General features: G+C 68.7%; 14 protein-coding genes. 11 read left to right on the top strand and 3 right to left on the bottom strand.

Annotation, left to right across the window (positions count from 1 at the left end):
• Positions 1-2: 2 nt before the first annotated feature.
• The 3 genes from ACFO27_RS01235 to radC all read right to left on the bottom strand — a co-directional run bounded on the left by ACFO27_RS01235 (position 3) and on the right by radC (position 3072).
• Positions 3-1751, bottom strand: a complete 1749-nt coding sequence (locus ACFO27_RS01235; RefSeq protein WP_376815653.1) for an ArnT family glycosyltransferase — start codon at positions 1749-1751, stop codon at positions 3-5.
• 202 nt (positions 1752-1953) lie between these two features.
• Positions 1954-2214: a type B 50S ribosomal protein L31 gene (locus tag ACFO27_RS01230; RefSeq protein WP_376812898.1), complete on the bottom strand. Its 261-nt coding sequence runs from the start codon at positions 2212-2214 to the stop codon at positions 1954-1956.
• Positions 2215-2394: 180 nt separating this feature from the next.
• Positions 2395-3072 carry a RadC family protein gene (gene radC, locus ACFO27_RS01225; RefSeq protein WP_376815652.1) on the bottom strand — a complete coding sequence of 226 codons (678 nt, stop codon included), beginning with the start codon at positions 3070-3072 and terminating at the stop codon, positions 2395-2397.
• A gap of 50 nt (positions 3073-3122) precedes the next feature.
• Here radC and ACFO27_RS01220 point away from each other — a divergent pair, with 50 nt between their 5' ends.
• The 11 genes from ACFO27_RS01220 to ACFO27_RS01170 all read left to right on the top strand — a co-directional run bounded on the left by ACFO27_RS01220 (position 3123) and on the right by ACFO27_RS01170 (position 15200).
• Positions 3123-3593 (top strand): FKBP-type peptidyl-prolyl cis-trans isomerase, encoded by a 471-nt coding sequence (locus ACFO27_RS01220; protein ID WP_323023818.1) that lies wholly within the window; start codon positions 3123-3125, stop codon positions 3591-3593.
• Positions 3590-4558: a 4-hydroxy-3-methylbut-2-enyl diphosphate reductase gene (gene ispH / locus ACFO27_RS01215; RefSeq protein ID WP_376815651.1), complete on the top strand. Its 969-nt coding sequence runs from the start codon at positions 3590-3592 to the stop codon at positions 4556-4558. The genes ACFO27_RS01220 and ispH overlap by 4 nt, the downstream gene beginning before the upstream one ends.
• Positions 4559-4581: 23 nt before the next feature.
• Entirely contained in the window at positions 4582-5475 is an 894-nt protein-coding gene (locus ACFO27_RS01210; protein ID WP_376815650.1) for an NAD(P)-dependent oxidoreductase, read from the top strand.
• Positions 5472-6902, top strand: a complete 1431-nt coding sequence (locus tag ACFO27_RS01205; protein WP_376815649.1) for a YdgA family protein — start codon at positions 5472-5474, stop codon at positions 6900-6902. Before ACFO27_RS01210 ends, ACFO27_RS01205 begins: the two co-directional genes overlap by 4 nt.
• Positions 6903-7174: 272 nt before the next feature.
• Positions 7175-8773 carry an ABC transporter substrate-binding protein gene (locus tag ACFO27_RS01200; RefSeq protein WP_376815648.1) on the top strand — a complete coding sequence of 533 codons (1599 nt, stop codon included), beginning with the start codon at positions 7175-7177 and terminating at the stop codon, positions 8771-8773.
• Between the two features lie 111 nt (positions 8774-8884).
• Positions 8885-9913 (top strand): dipeptide ABC transporter permease DppB, encoded by a 1029-nt coding sequence (gene dppB, locus ACFO27_RS01195; RefSeq protein WP_323029777.1) that lies wholly within the window; start codon positions 8885-8887, stop codon positions 9911-9913.
• A 1-nt stretch (position 9914) separates the two neighbouring features.
• On the top strand, positions 9915-10808 hold the full coding sequence (dppC, locus tag ACFO27_RS01190) for a dipeptide ABC transporter permease DppC (RefSeq protein ID WP_376815647.1): 894 nt from the start codon (positions 9915-9917) through the stop codon (positions 10806-10808).
• An 11-nt stretch (positions 10809-10819) separates the two neighbouring features.
• The gene (dppD, locus tag ACFO27_RS01185; RefSeq protein ID WP_376815646.1) at positions 10820-11896 is read left to right on the top strand and encodes a dipeptide ABC transporter ATP-binding protein; all 1077 of its coding nucleotides are present in this window, start codon (positions 10820-10822) and stop codon (positions 11894-11896) included.
• A complete protein-coding gene (locus ACFO27_RS01180) occupies positions 11896-12912 on the top strand; it encodes a peptide ABC transporter ATP-binding protein (protein WP_376815645.1) in 1017 nt (338 codons plus the stop codon). The genes dppD and ACFO27_RS01180 overlap by 1 nt, the downstream gene beginning before the upstream one ends.
• Positions 12913-12991: 79 nt before the next feature.
• Positions 12992-13396 carry an HIT family protein gene (locus ACFO27_RS01175; RefSeq protein ID WP_323029779.1) on the top strand — a complete coding sequence of 135 codons (405 nt, stop codon included), beginning with the start codon at positions 12992-12994 and terminating at the stop codon, positions 13394-13396.
• Between the two features lie 442 nt (positions 13397-13838).
• A complete protein-coding gene (locus ACFO27_RS01170) occupies positions 13839-15200 on the top strand; it encodes a substrate-binding protein (RefSeq protein ID WP_376815644.1) in 1362 nt (453 codons plus the stop codon).
• Positions 15201-15212: the final 12 nt, after the last annotated feature.

Here is a 15212-nt window from a genome sequence, read left to right as displayed (position 1 = left end):
TGCTAGGGTTTCAGGCGCAGCAGGCGGAACATTTCATGGCGGTCGGGTTTGCGGCGGCCTTCCCAGAGCGCGGGATGGTCGGCCAGCCAGGCCTCGCCCGACTCCAGGCTGCGGGGGCTGAGCTGCTGCAGCAGCAGGGGGCAGTTGCCGTCGAAGCTGAATTCGATGCCGTCGAAGACCAGGAAGGACGCCCGCTGGCCGCTGCCCAGGCCCTGGGTGCGGACGCATTCGCCGGGCTGGCGGTATTGCGCCAGGGCGGCCGCCAGGGAGGCCGAGACGTCGCGGTAGCTGCGCACGTAGTCGAGCGCGGGCATCCACAGCGTGGCCAGCAGCAGCCAGGTGGTGATCAGGCCGCCGGCCGACAGCGCCGTGCCGCGCCAGAGGCCGGCCGGATGGCTGCGCAGGCGCCAGCGCGCCAGGGCGATCCAGGCGAGGGTGCCCAGGATGGCGAAGGCCGTGGCGGGCCAGGCGACGTGGGGCTCGAAGCCGCGGGTCTGGCGGGTGATGTTGGCGGCGATCTGGGCGGGCCAGCCGGTCTGCAGGGCCACCCAGCCCAGCCACACGGTGGCGGCCGTCAGCGAAAAGCACATCACCGCGAACCAGTCCAGGGTGTTGACCACGCCGCGCCGCAAGGTCGGCAGGGCGAAGGCCGCCAGGACGGCGCAGGGCACGGCCAGGGTGGCGTATTCGGGCTCGAAGGGGTCGGCGCTGGCCAGCAGCGTCAGCAGCGCCCCGACGGCGAAGCCCAGCGGGATGCCGATGTGGGGCGCGCCGAACCAGCCGCGCCAGCGCCACAGCGCCAGCAGGGCCAGCGGCCAGGTCGGCCAGAGGAACCAGGGCAGGTCGCGCAGGATGCTGCCCCAGGCGCGGGCGCCGGGCCAGTCGAAGGCATTGCGCGTCCAGAGCAGCCAGCTTTCGGTCCAGTACGGGCCGAAGGCCCGGGCGGGAATCCACCAGAGCAGGATCAGCGTGGCGGCGATCAGGGCGCTGGCGGCCAGCCACTTGCGCTCGGCCGCCAGGGCGCGGCCGGGCAGGAAGGCGACGGGCAAGGCCAGGATCAGCGGCAGGCAGCCCAGCCAGCCGCGCGCCAGGAAGGACAGCCCCATGGCGATGCCTAGGGTGATGGCGCCCGACACCGGGTGGTCCAGCATGCGGGCCACGGCGTAGAAGGCCAGGGCCTGGCAGGCGATCAGGGCGGGGACCTCGGAGGTCTCGTGCATGCGCCAGACGATGCCGACCGTGGCCACGATCAGCAGCAGGGCGGCGTCGGCCAGCATGCGGCCATAGTCGCGGGGGTTCGGTTCGCCGCCGAAGGGCAGGGCCAGCGGCTGGGATTCCGGGCGCCGGCCCAGCAGGTAGGTGCCGTACCAGATCGACCCGGTGAGCAGGGCGAACCACAGCAGGTTGGGCACGCGCGAGGCGATGATGGCGGCGTCCAGGGGGCTGTAGAAGAGTTCGAGCGGGGCGCGCAGCGCCCAGATGGAGAGGGCGCCGACCCAGGTGACGAGCGGCCCGTCCTGGGCCTGGGCCAGGTGGCCGACCTGGGGCAGCAGCCAGGCGTGGTCCTGGCCCGTCAGGGCCGTGAGCATGGTCGCCAGGCCGGTGACGTCGTCGGTCTTCCAGGGGTCGCGATAGAACAGGCCGGCCAGGATGTAGACCAGGCCGACGCACAGCAGGAACAGTCTGGACAGTTTGGCGGCGGCCGTGGCCGTCAGGCGGGCGGGCGTCGATCGCAGGTCTTGGGGCAGCACCGGGGAAGCACCAGGAAAAAGGGGGCGGATGGATGCACCCATGTTAAATGAAAAAGGCAGCCTGACGGCTGCCTTTTAGGGCGACTACTGCTGCGGGAAGAGGGTGCTGCTTAGTATGTTTTTTGCCACCGGGCCGTCCCGAGGCAAAAAGCGCCCACTTGGGGGGCAGCAAGCAAGCGCAGCTTGCGCAGCGTGGGGGCCCTTACTTCTTTACCGTGCCGGCGGTGCGGGCGAAGCGGGCGCGGAACTTTTCCACGCGGCCCGTTTCGACGATGCGGGTCTGGGCGCCGGTGTAGAAGGGATGCGATTCCGAGGTCACGTCGCACTTGAAGAGCGGGTAGGTCTTGCCGTCGATCTCGGTCGTCTCGCGCGAATTCAGCGACGAACGCGAGATGAACTTGTTGCCGGTCTGCAGGTCGAGGAACACGACCTCGCGGTACTCGGGATGAATGCCTTCTTTCATGATGGAATCCGTGGGTGGGTGATTAGGGACCGCCAGCCGGATGGACGCGGGGCCCCTTCGAAAAGGGAAGCGATCCGCATCAGAACCCTGGCAACGTATCCAAGATAAGCCCACCATTCTACTACGCGGGCGGTGCGAGGTCCAGGGGCGCGCGCGGGTATCCCGGTGTGGGCATCCGACTCAGACCTGCCCCCGTTCCGCCAGGGACGTGACCTCGGTGGCGCCGACGATCAGGTGGTCCAGCAGCCGCACGTCCACCAGGGCCAGGGCCTGCTTCAACTGGCGCGTCAGGGCGATGTCGGCCGGGCTGGGCTCGGCCAGGCCCGAGGGGTGGTTGTGGGCCAGGATCAGGGCGGCGGCGTGGTGCCCCAGCGCGGCCTTCACGACCTCGCGCGGATAGATCGAGGCATGCGACAGCGTGCCGCGCGCGACCTCGGCGCATTCGATCAGCTGCAGCTGGCTGTCCAGGAACAGGGCGATGCAGTGCTCCACCCGCAGGTGCGCCAGGCGCAGGGCGCAGAACTGCTTGACCCGGTCGGGCTGGCTCAGGGCGCGGCCGTTGCGCAGCGGCTCCTCGATCGCGCGGCGGCTGAGTTCCTGGACCGCCATCAGTTCGCAGGTCTTGGCCGCGCCCATGCCCGGAAAGGCCAGCAGGGCCGAGGATTCCGCCGCCAGCAGGCGGCGCAGTCCGCCGAAATGCTCGATCATCCGGCGCCCCATGTCCACGGCGTCGCGGCCGCGCGTGCCGGTGCGCAGCAGGACCGCCAGCAGCTCGGCCGACGTCAGCGCCTGGGCGCCGTGCCGCAGCAGGCGTTCCCGGGGACGTTCGAAACAGGGAGATCGGGTGTCTTGTGGCATGATAGGCCCTAAAATGTATGGGTTTGCATTGAATCCTTCACGGGGGCATTTTGACCTCAACTCAAGCCGCGCAGCATGTCCGGCCAGACTCTTATGTCACGCTGCACTACCGCATCGAACTGCTGACGGGCCCCGGCGCGGGCACCGTCTTCGTCGATACCTTCCTGGATCGGCCCGCCACCCTGCAGATGGGCATCGGCCAATGGGCGCCGGGCATCGAGGCCCTGCTGCTCGACCGCCCGGAGGGCGAGCACTTCACGGCGGACCTGCCGGCCGCCCAGGCCTACGGCGAGCGCAACCCGGACCTGCTGCGGTGGGTCGGGCGCGACGAAATGGCGCGCAACGCCCCGCCCGACACCGAGTTCGAGGCGGGCGACATGGTCGAGTTCGTGGCGCCCAACGGCGGCCGCTATTCCGGCGTGCTCAAGACCCTGCGCGACGACGCCGCCCTGTTCGACTTCAACCATCCCCTGGCCGGCATCGACCTGCAGGTCGAGGTCAAGATTCTGGGGGTGCTGTGATCCAGGACCGTTCCACGGACGCGCCGGGTGCCGAGATCGTCCTGGCCCAGCCGCGAGGCTTCTGCGCCGGCGTCGACCGGGCCATCGAGATCGTCGAGCGCGCCCTGGAAATCCACGGGGCGCCGATCTACGTGCGCCACGAGATCGTGCACAACCGCTACGTGGTCGAGGACCTGCGCGCCAAGGGCGCCGTCTTCATCGACGAACTCGAGGACGCCCCCTCGGGCGCGATCGTGATCTTCTCGGCCCACGGCGTCTCGCGCGCCGTGCGCGACGAGGCCGCCCGGCGCGGCCAGCGCATCTTCGACGCCACCTGCCCGCTGGTGACCAAGGTCCACGTCGAAGTCGCCCGCATGCGCAAGGAAGGCCGCGAGGTCGTCATGATCGGCCACCGGGGCCACCCCGAAGTCGAGGGCACCCTGGGCCAGGCCGACGACGGCATGTACCTGGTCGAGTCGGTGGAAGACGTCCAGGCCCTCCAGGTGCGCCATCCGGACCGCCTCGCCTTCGTGACCCAGACCACGCTGTCCATCGACGATGCCGCCCAGGTGGCCGCCGCCCTGCGCGCGCGCTTTCCCGGCATCGCCGAGCCCAAGAAAAGCGACATCTGCTACGCCACGCAGAACCGCCAGGACGCGGTGCGCGTCATGGCGCCGCAATGCGACCTGGTGCTGGTGGTCGGCAGCCCGAACAGCTCCAACTCCAACCGCCTGCGCGAAGTCGCCGAGCGCAAGGGCGTGACCGCCTACCTGCTGGACCATCCCGACATGATCGATCCGGCGTGGCTGCGCGACGCCCGGCGCATCGGCGTGACCGCCGGGGCTTCCGCGCCCGAAGTCCTGGTGCGGCAGGTGATCGACCGGCTGAAGGAACTGGGCGCGCGCTCCGTGCGCCCCCTGGACGGGGTGCGCGAGCAGGTCGCCTTCCCCCTGCCGCGCGAACTGTCCCGCAAGCGGCCCGAATGACCCCTCGAACGGACCGGATGGCCATGAAGATCGGATTCTGCGGGCTGGGCCGCATGGGCGTGCCCATGGTGAACCGTCTGCTGCGGGCCGGGCACGAGGTCCACGTCTGGAACCGCTCCCCAGGCCCCCTGCGGGACATCCAGGCGGCCGGCGCCCGAGTCTGCGCGAGCCCGCGCGAGCTGGGCGAACGATGCGCCTGGGTCGCCCTGTGCCTGTTCGACGCGGACGCGGTGCGCGACGTGGTGTTCGGCGCGGACGGGCTGGCGCAGGCCGGCTCCCTGGAGCTGCTGATCGACCATTCCTCCATCCCGCCGGCCGAGACGCGCGAATTCGCCGGGCGGCTGGCCCGGGCCAACGGCGCCGTCTGGCTGGACGCCCCGGTGTCCGGCGGCACCGGCGGCGCGGCGGCCGGCACCCTGGCCATCATGGCGGGCGGCCCGGCCGACGCCTGCGCCCGCGCGACGCCGCTGCTGATGGCCTACGCCAGCCGGGTGACCCACATGGGGCCGGTGGGCAGCGGCCAGGTCACCAAGCTCTGCAACCAGACCATCGTGACCGCCACGATCGCCGCCATCGCCGAATCCGTCGTCCTGGCGCGGGACGCCGGGGTGGACGCGGCGCGCCTGGACGAAGCCCTGGCCGGCGGCTGGGCCGATTCCACGCTGCTGCGGATCTTCGTGCCGCGCATGACCCAGGCGCCCGGGCCCGCCCAGGCCACCCTGGACACCATGCTGAAGGACCTGGACACCGTGGCGGCGCTGGCGCGCGCCCAGGGCACCGCCATGCCGGTGGCCGCGGCCGCCGGGCAAAGCTACCGCCTGGCCAGCCGCCAGGGCCTGGGGGCGCAGGACGCCTCGCAACTGATCAGGCTGTATGACCGCGCCCCCGGGCGCCCCGATGGAGAAGATCCCCGATGAGCCACCGCTCCCTGAAGACCGCCGCCGGCCTGGTGGCCGCCCTGGCCCTCGCCTACACGGGCGCCTCCTGGTATGCCGGGCGCCTGGCCCAGGACCGCGTCGAGGACTGGGTGGAGCAGGCCAACCAGGAAATCGCCGCGCAATGGGCGTCCGCCGATCCGCGCCCCGTCCTGACGATCCAGGCGTACCGGCGCGGCGTGTTTTCCTCGGACATCCGCTACGGCTTCCAGTTCCGCGACGAGGACGGCCGGGACCAGACCCTGGGCCTGCATGACGCCCTAGCGCATGGCCCCTGGCCCTGGGCGGCCGTCCGCCAGGGCGAATGGCGGCCCGCGGCGGCCTGGAGCCTGATCGAGCCTCTGCCGGGCGGGCTGTGGCAGCCCTGGTTCGACGCCCAGCCGGCCGGCACGGCGCCCTGGACGCTGCGGTCCCGGATCGGATTCGACGGCCGGGTCGCCGCGCAATGGCGCCTGGAACCGGTCCGTCTGGCCGACAACCGGCTGGACTTCAGCGGCGGCCTGGTGCGCATCGACTACGATCCCGAAACACGCGAGACGGCCGTGTCCGGGCGCATCGACCGGCTGGCCGCGGTGGACGCGGATTCCGGCGTCCGGGCGCGGTTCGAGGGCCTGGATTTCGACGGCCGCACGACCCGCAGCGGCGAAACCGACCTGCAGTCGCGGCAGCACGCCCGGTTCGGAGAGGTCCGCGTCGATGTCCCCGATGCGCCTCCCGTGGCGTTCATCGGGCCGTCGCTGAGTTCGGACACCGTCCGCATCGGCGGCCTGCTGGACAGCCGCCTGGCCTACGACCTGGGCCAGCTGCAGGTCGATCGCCAGGACCTGGGCCGGATCACGCTGGCCCTGACCGCCGAGCACCTCGACGTGGCCGGACTGCAGGCCCTGGCCGACGCGCTGGGACAGCTCAATCGCCGCGAGGACCCGGACGAGGAACTGTCGGAGCAGGACCGGCAGCGCCTGTGTGCCCTGGCCGTGCCCGTGCTCGCCGCCGGCCCGCGCCTGACGCTCGACGCCCTGCGCTGGGAAACCCCGCAGGGGACGAGCGAGCTCAAGGCCCTGGCCGAATTCCGGCCGGCGCCCGAGGACGCTCCGCAGGACCTGGGCGGGCTGATCGAAAGCGCCATCCGCCAGCTCTCCGCGCACCTGAGCCTGTCCAAGCCCATGCTGCTGCAGGTGGTACGCCAGACGCAGCACGGCGAGGGCGCCGACATGGCCGTGGCGCTGACGAGCATGCTGTTCGACCAGTATGCCGGCCGGCTGGAGCGCCAGGGCCTGGCGCAGCGCCGGGGCGACGCCACCGAGGCCGACTACCGCTATGCCGACGGCCAGGTCACGGCCAACGGCCGCACGATGTCGCCGGCCGAGTTCGCCGCGCAGTTCGGCGACCTGGCGGGCCTGGGCCAGTAAGCCCGCTTTGCTGCCCGGGCCGCCCCGGGACGAACGGGGCTCCTCCGGGCGGCTTGCGGGCCGCGCGGCGGACGGCGGACGGCCGCGGGCCACGCGGCGCGGAAGATATTTCACGAAATTGCGCGAATCGACACTCGGGTAATCCTTGATGCCCGGATGCTGGAATATGCGTGGTGTTCCGTGCTATGTTTCAAAAAATTTACGGCAGGGAAGCAATCCGACCCTGCCGCCGAGTCTTTCCGCCACTCGTGGTCACACTCAAAGAGGTAACGATGAACAAGATCTTCAAGCGATCGCTGGGCCTGGCCCTGGTGTCCATGGCCATGGCGACTGCGCAGGCCGCCGACACGACCTACGTCTACTGTTCCGAAGGCTCTCCCGAAGGTTTCAACGCCGCGTTCTTCACGGCGGGCACGACCAACGACGCGACCCATCCCATCTTCGACCGCCTGGTCGAATTCAAGGCCGGCACCACCGAGATCGTGCCGGGCCTGGCCGAATCCTGGGACGTCAGCGAGGACGGAAAGACCTACACCTTCCACCTGCGCAAGGGCGTGAAGTTCCATTCCAGCAAGCTCTTCAAGCCGACCCGCGAATTCGGCGCCGACGACGTGCTGTTCTCGTTCCTGCGCCAGAAGGACGCCGACCATCCCTTCCACAAGGTCTCGAACGGCTCCTACCAGTACTTCGACGGCATGGGCATGGGCAAGCTCATCGACCGCATCGAAAAGGTCGACGACCACACCGTCCGCTTCGTCCTGACCCGTCCCGAAGCCCCGTTCATCGCCAACCTGGGCATGGACTTCGCCTCCATCCAGTCGGCCGAATACGCGGACGCCATGATGAAGGCCGGCACGCCGTCGAAGGTCGACACCGACCCCATCGGCACAGGCCCCTTCGAATTCGTCACCTACCAGAAGGACGCGCGCATCCTGTACAAGGCGTTCAAGGCCTACTGGGGCGACAAGCCCAAGGTCGACCGCCTGGTGTTCGCCATCACGCCCGACGCCTCGGTGCGCTACGCCAAGCTGCAGAAGAACGAGTGCCAGTCCATGCCGTACCCGAATCCGGCCGACCTGGATTCGATGCGCAAGAACAAGGACATCCAGTTGCTGGAACAGGCCGGCCTGAACGTCGGCTACCTGTCCTTCAACACCGAGAAGAAGCCCTATACCGACGTGCGCGTGCGCCAGGCCCTGTCCATGGCCATCGACAAGCCCGCCATCATCGCCGCCGTCTTCCAGGGCGCCGGCCAGCCGGCCAAGAACCTGCTGCCGCCGACGATGTGGGGCTACAACGACGCGGTTCAGGACTGGCCGTACGACGTGGCCAAGGCCAAGGCCCTGCTGGCCGAGGCGGGCTACCCGGACGGCTTCGAGACCGACCTGTGGGCCATGCCGGTGCAGCGCCCCTACAACCCCAACGCGCGGCGCATGGCCGAGATGATCCAGTCCGACTGGGCCAAGATCGGCGTCAAGGCCAGGATCGTCACCTACGAATGGGGCGAATACCTGAAGCGCACCAAGGCCGGCGAGCACCAGACCATGCTGATCGGCTGGACGGGCGACAACGGCGACCCGGACAACTTCCTGGCGACGCTGTTCAGCTGCGCGGCGGCCAAGGACGGCTCCAACTATTCCCGCTGGTGCTACCAGCCCTTCGAGGACCTGATCCAGCCGGCCCGCACCACGTCCGACCACGCCAAGCGCGTCGAACTGTACAAGCAGGCCCAGGTCATGATGCATGAGCAGGCCCCGGCCGTCATGATCGCGCACTCCACGGTGTTCGAGCCGCTGCGCAAGGACGTCAAGGGCTACACCGTGTCGCCCGTGGGCCGCCACATCTTCGACCACGTCAGCCTCGGCAAGTAAGCCCGCCGACCCGCGATCCGCGCCCCGGCGCCTGTCCGACAGGCCCCGCCGGGGCGCGGATCGTCATTCCTTACCCGAGATCCCCCTGTCCAGGGGGGATATTTGCGCGCCATGCTTTCCTTCATTCTCAAACGCGTCGGCCTGGCCATCCCGACGTTCGTCGGCATCACGCTGCTGACTTTCGCGTTCATCCACCTGATTCCCGGCGACCCGGTGATGATCATGGCGGGCGAACGCGGCCTGTCTCCCGAACGCCACGCGGCCATGATGGCCCAGCTGGGCCTGGACCAGCCGCTGTGGGCGCAGTACGGCCATTACGTCTGGAACGTGCTGCACGGCGACCTGGGCACCTCGCTGACCACCCGCGAGCCGATCTGGTCCGAGTTCGTGCCGCGCTTCCAGGCGACGCTGGAACTCAGCGCCGTCGCCATGACGATCGCGCTGCTGATCGGCATCCCGGTGGGCGTGCTGGCCGCCGTCAAGCGCGGTTCGTTCTTCGACCACGCCGCCATCACAGCCGCCTTGACCGGCTATTCCATGCCGGTGTTCTGGTGGGGCCTGATGCTGATCATGCTGGTGTCCGTGCAGCTGGACCTGATGCCGGTGTCCGGACGCGTCAGCGCCGCGGTGTTCCTGGACCCCGACAATCCGCTGACCGGCTTCATGCTGATCGACACGCTGCTGTTCGGCGAAGAGGGCAATTTCCTGGATGCCCTGCACCACATCCTGCTGCCGGCCTTCGTGCTGGCGACGATCCCGCTGGCGGTGATCGTGCGCATGACCCGCTCCTCGATGCTGGAGGTCCTGAACGAGGACTACATCCGCACCGCGCGCGCCAAGGGCCTGTCGCGCCTGCGGGTGGTCGTGGTGCACGCCCTGCGCAACGCGCTGCTGCCGGTGCTGACGGTGATCGGGCTGCAGGTCGGCGTGCTGATGGTCGGGGCGATCCTGACCGAAACCATCTTTTCCTGGCCGGGCGTCGGGCGCTGGCTGATCCACGGCCTGGAGCAGCGCGACTATCCGATCGTCCAGGGCGGCGTGCTGATGGTCGCCACCCTCATCATCATCGTCAACATGTGCGTCGATATCTTGTACGGGCTGGCCGATCCGCGCATCCGCCATCGCCGGGGGAGGAACTGACATGTCCACGACCGCAACCACGGCCATCCCGGCGCCGCCGGGGCCGTTCAAGTCCTTCTGGCAGGACTTCAGCCGCAATCGCGGGGCGCTGACCGGCCTGTGCTACATCGCCGCCATGCTGCTCATCGCGGTCTTCGCGGGGCTGATCGCGCCGCACGACCCGGCCGCGCAATACCGCGACGCCCTGCTGCAGCCGCCCGCCTGGCTCGACGGCGGTTCCTGGCGCTTCATCCTGGGCACCGACGACGTGGGCCGCGACATCCTGTCGCGCCTGATCTACGGCGCGCGGCTGTCGCTGCTGGTCGGCTTCCTGGTGGTCAGCGTCTCGCTGGTGCTGGGGATCTTCTTCGGCGTCATCGCGGGCTACATGGGCGGCATCATCGACATCGCCATCATGCGCGTGGTCGACATCATGCTGGCCCTGCCCAGCCTGCTGATGGCGCTGGTGCTGGTGGCCATCTTCGGGCCGTCGATCGTCAACGCGTCCCTGGCGCTCAGCTTCGTGGCGCTGCCGCACTACGTGCGCCTGACGCGCGCGGCGGTGCTGCGCGAGATGACCTGCGACTACGTGATCGCCTCGCGCGTGGTCGGGGCGGGCGCCTGGCGGCAGATGTTCGTCAACATCCTGCCCAACTGCCTGGCGCCGCTCATCGTGCAGGCGTCCCTGGGCTTTTCCAACGCCATCCTGGACATGGCCGCGCTGGGATTCCTGGGCATGGGCGCGCAGCCGCCCACCCCGGAATGGGGCACCATGCTGGCCAACGTGCTGCAGTTCGCGCAGAGCGCCTGGTGGGTCGTGACCTTCCCGGGCCTGGCCATCCTGCTGGCCGTGCTGGCCTTCAACCTGATGGGCGACGGCCTGCGCGACGCCCTCGACCCGCGCCTGAAAGTGTAGGAGGACGGAACATGCTCGAAATCCAGAATCTGTCCGTCCATTTCGGCGACGAAGCCGCGCCCTTCAAGGCCGTGGACCGCATCAGCTACCGTGTCGAGGCGGGCGAGGTGGTCGGTCTGGTGGGGGAGTCCGGCTCGGGGAAATCCGTCAGTTCCCTGGCCCTGATGGGCTTGATCGACTTTCCCGGCCGGGTGAGCGCCGACGCCTTGCGCTTCGACGGCCAGGACCTGCTGCGCATGCCGGAAAAGCAGCGCCGCTCGCTGATCGGATCGGACGTCTCGATGATCTTCCAGGATCCGATGACCAGCCTGAACCCCTGTTACACGGTCGAATACCAGATCGCCGAGGCCCTGCGGGCCCACGGCGGCGGTTCGCGGCGCGCGCTGCGGTCCCGGGTGATCGAGCTGCTGGAGCAGGTCGGCATCCCCGACCCCGAATCGCGCCTGCGGGCCTATCCGCACCAGTTGTCGGGCGGCATGAGCCAGCGCGTCATGATCGCCATGGCAATCGCCTGCAAGCCGCGCCTGCTGATTGCCGACGAGCCGACCACGGCCCTGGACGTGACCATCCAGGCCCAGATCATGGACCTGCTGCTGTCGCTGCAGCGCAGCGAGGGGCTGGGGCTGGTGCTGATCACCCACGACCTGGCCCTGGTCGCCGAGGCCGCCGACCGGATCCTTGTCATGTACGCCGGCCAGCTCGTCGAATCCGGCCCCGCGTCGGACATCTTCCGCCATCCGCGCCATCCCTACACCCAGGCGCTGCTGCGGGCGCTGCCGGAATTTTCCCGCGGCGCCGAGCGCCTGGTGTCGCTGCCGGGCGTGGTCCCGGGGCGCTACGACCGGCCCCAGGGCTGCCTGCTCAGCCCGCGCTGTCCCTACGCCACCGACCTGTGCCGCGCCCGCGAGCCCGAACCGGCCGGGCCGGAGGGCCGGCAGGTCAAATGCCATACCCCGCTGGACGACGCCGGCCTGCCGACGAAGGATAAGAGCCCCGATGCCGCGCAGCCTGCGGCCGCCTGCTGCCCCCCGGGGGAGCGCGTTTTGCCTTGGGGCGGCCCGGCGGCAAAACAGCCTGCCAACACCTAATGGAGATCCCAGTGCTGCCTATTGACACCAGCGGAGCCTCCGTCCTCCAGGCCATCGACCTCAAGCGTCACTATGCCGTGGACGGCGGCTTCCTCAAGCCGGCGAAGTCCGTCAAGGCCCTGGACGGCGTGTCCTTCAGCCTGCGGGCAGGCCGCACCCTGGCGGTCGTCGGCGAATCGGGCTGCGGCAAGTCCACGCTGGCCCGGGTGCTGACCATGATCGAGCCGCCCACCGCCGGGCAGTTGCTGTACCGGGGCCAGGACGTGTCGCGCGCCGACCCGGCCCTGGCGAAGCTGCGCCGCCGCAAGATCCAGATCATCTTCCAGAATCCCTATGCCTCGCTCAATCCGCGCAAGCGCATCGGCGACATCCTGGAAGAGCCCCTGATCATCAACACCGGCCTGGATGCGCGCGCTCGCCGGGCGCGCGGCCAGGCCATGATGGAGCGGGTCGGCCTGAGGCCGGAGCACTACAGCCGCTATCCGCACATGTTCTCCGGCGGCCAGCGCCAGCGCATCGCCATCGCCCGGGGCCTGATGCTGGATCCCGAGATCCTGGTCGCCGACGAGGCCGTCTCCGCGCTGGACGTGTCGGTGCGCGCCCAGGTGCTGAACCTGATGCAGGACCTGCAGCGCGACCTGGGCCTGTCCTACGTGTTCATCTCCCACGACCTGTCGGTGATCGAGCACCTGGCCGACGAGGTCATGGTCATGTACCTGGGCCGGGTGGTGGAGCAGGGCGCCAAGGAGGCGATCTTCGGCCAGCCCCTGCATCCCTACACCCAGGCGCTGCTGTCGGCCACGCCGCGCCTGAACGACGCGGCCCGGCGCGAACGCATCAAGCTGTCGGGCGAGCTGCCCAGCCCGCTGAACCCCCCGCCGGGCTGTCCGTTCAGCTCACGCTGCCACCGGGTCATGCCGGTGTGCCGCGAGCGCCTGCCGGCCCTGCTGCCGCAAGGCGGGTGGCAGGTGGCCTGCTTCGCCGTCGAACAGGACCTGGGCACGGCATCCCCGTAGGCTTCGGCCTGCCGATGTGCTACCGTGGCCGGACCCGACCCCCGGCCCGGCAACGGGCCTTTCCGGAGCGCGCACCCCCATGGAAACCGTCTTCACCCGCATCCTGGCCGGCGAGATCCCGGCCGCCATCGTCCATCGCGACGCCCGCGTCTTCGCCTTCATGGACGCCGGCCAGTTGAACCCGGGCCACGTGCTGGTCGCTCCCTGTGAGCCCTACGCCACCCTGCTCGACATGGACGAGGACCTGGCGGCCGATCTGATGCGCCTGGCCCATCGCGTGGCGCGCGCCGTCCAGGACGCCTTCCGGCCCGAAGGGCTGACGCTGCTGCAGGCCAACCGCCCGGCCGGCTGGCAGACCGTGCCGCACGCCCACATCCACGTGCTGCCGCGTCACGAGAACGACGGCGTGGGCCTGGTCTGGCCGCGCAAGGATCCGGGCATCGAGGTCCTGCGGGAATATGCCGCGCGCATTCGGCTGCGCTGAACCAGATAGTTTGAGCTTGAATGAACGGGGCCTTCGGGCCCCGTTTTTCATGGTGCGGCGCAATATTAAGGGTAAGTCATAACTGCGGTTTTCCCTTAAGCAATAACCCTGATCATATTGCATTGCATCATTCAACATTAAAACAAATTTTCGCGCTGAATCAATGGGATGCGCATCCGCTTTCTCCAGTGGGGGCGGGGTCTTGCCTTCCCTTCGCGGGGCCGCTCCCATGCCTTCTGCGGCAGCGTAAGTTTTGCGTAAGTTTCAAATTTTACTAATAGCATCACGCAGAAATCAGGCCTTTTGAAAATCCGGTCCGAGATTTCCTGCAGGGATAAAAACAAAGCTGTGCCGCATAAAAAAATCGCGGGGTTTTGCTGGAATTACCGTGTTTCAGCCGGGCGCATCCAGTGCCCGGGGCCACTCGACAGGAGACAAACCAATGAAGGACAAAAAGACTTTGGGACAAGCCATGCAGACGCAGGTCAAGCGCCGTTCCGTGCTGAAAGCGGGCGCGGCGGGCGTGGCCGGCGGCATGCTGCTGCCCGGCACCGCCCGGGTTGCGCTGGCCGACGACAAGAAGCCCCTGGGGGCCTGGCCCGCCGGCGCCGATGGCGACTCCGTGTTCGTCGGCCTGACCGTCGACCTGACGGGGCCGTATTCGGCCCAGGGCGCCGAGCAGAAGAACGGCTACGAGCTGGCCGCCGAGCAGATCAACGCCGGGGCGCCCCAGGTCCAGAAGATCTCTCCGCTGATCAAGAAGGGCATCCTGGGCAAGAAACTGGTGCTCGGCTCGGCCGACGCCGAAACCAAGCCCAACACCGGCGTGCAGGCGGCCACCCGCTTCATCCATGACAACAAGGCCATGATGATCGCCGGCAGCACCAGCAGCGCGGTGGCCATCGCGCTGCAGAAGGTCTGCAACCGCGAGCACACCCCATACTTCACGGCTATTTCCGGCTCCAACGAAACGACCGGCGTGGACTGCCAGCGCTACGGCTTCCGCCTGTGCTATTTCGCCTACATGGCCTGCAAGGCCATCGCCCCGGTGGTCGCCAAGGAACTCGGCAAGAACCGCAAGGCCGCCTACCTGACGCCGGACTACACCTACGGCCACACCACCACCCAGTCCATGAAGGAGTTCACCGAGAAGGAAGGCTGGAAGACGGTCACCAACCAGGTCCACCCGCTGGGCGCCAAGGACTACAGCTCCTACCTGATCAACATCGCCAACACCGACGCCGACGTGCTGGTCGTCGTGGCCTACGGCGCGGACGCCGCCAACGCCATCAAGCAGGCCAAGCAGTTCGGCCTGCTCGACAAGATGAAGATCGTCATTCCCTACATGTCCGCCTACCTGGAAAAGGAAGTCGGCGCCGACGTCATGCAGGGCGTCTACGCCGCCCAGGGCTTCTGGTGGACCATGGAGGACCACAATCCCGTCGCCAAGGACTTCGTCGAGGCCTACGAGAAGAAGTTCGGCGGCAAGCCGCGGGATTCGGCCATGTACGCCTACCTGGCCCTGGTCCTGTGGGCCGACGCGGTGGAACGCGCCAAGAGCTTCTACCCGATCGACGTGGTCAAGGCCCTGGAGGCCGGCGAACTGCGCGACAGCCCGGTGGGCAAGGTCACGTTCCGCGCCGAGGACCACCAGGGCATCGTCGACTTCCCGATCCTGCGCGGCAAGAAGCCCGCCGACATGAAGAATCCGGAGGACTTCTTCGAGATCGTCCAGGTCGTCAGCGGCAAAGAAGTCCTGCCCCCGCTGGGCCTGCTGGGCTGCAAGATGGGCGATTACGTCTAAGCACGGGTTTCC

The sequence above is a fragment of the Castellaniella denitrificans genome, assembly GCF_042653765.1.
GTDB classification, from domain to species: Bacteria; Pseudomonadota; Gammaproteobacteria; order Burkholderiales; family Burkholderiaceae_B; genus Castellaniella; species Castellaniella denitrificans.
Note: the sequence above shows the minus strand (reverse complement) of the source record. Positions and strands in the feature narration are given on the sequence as shown.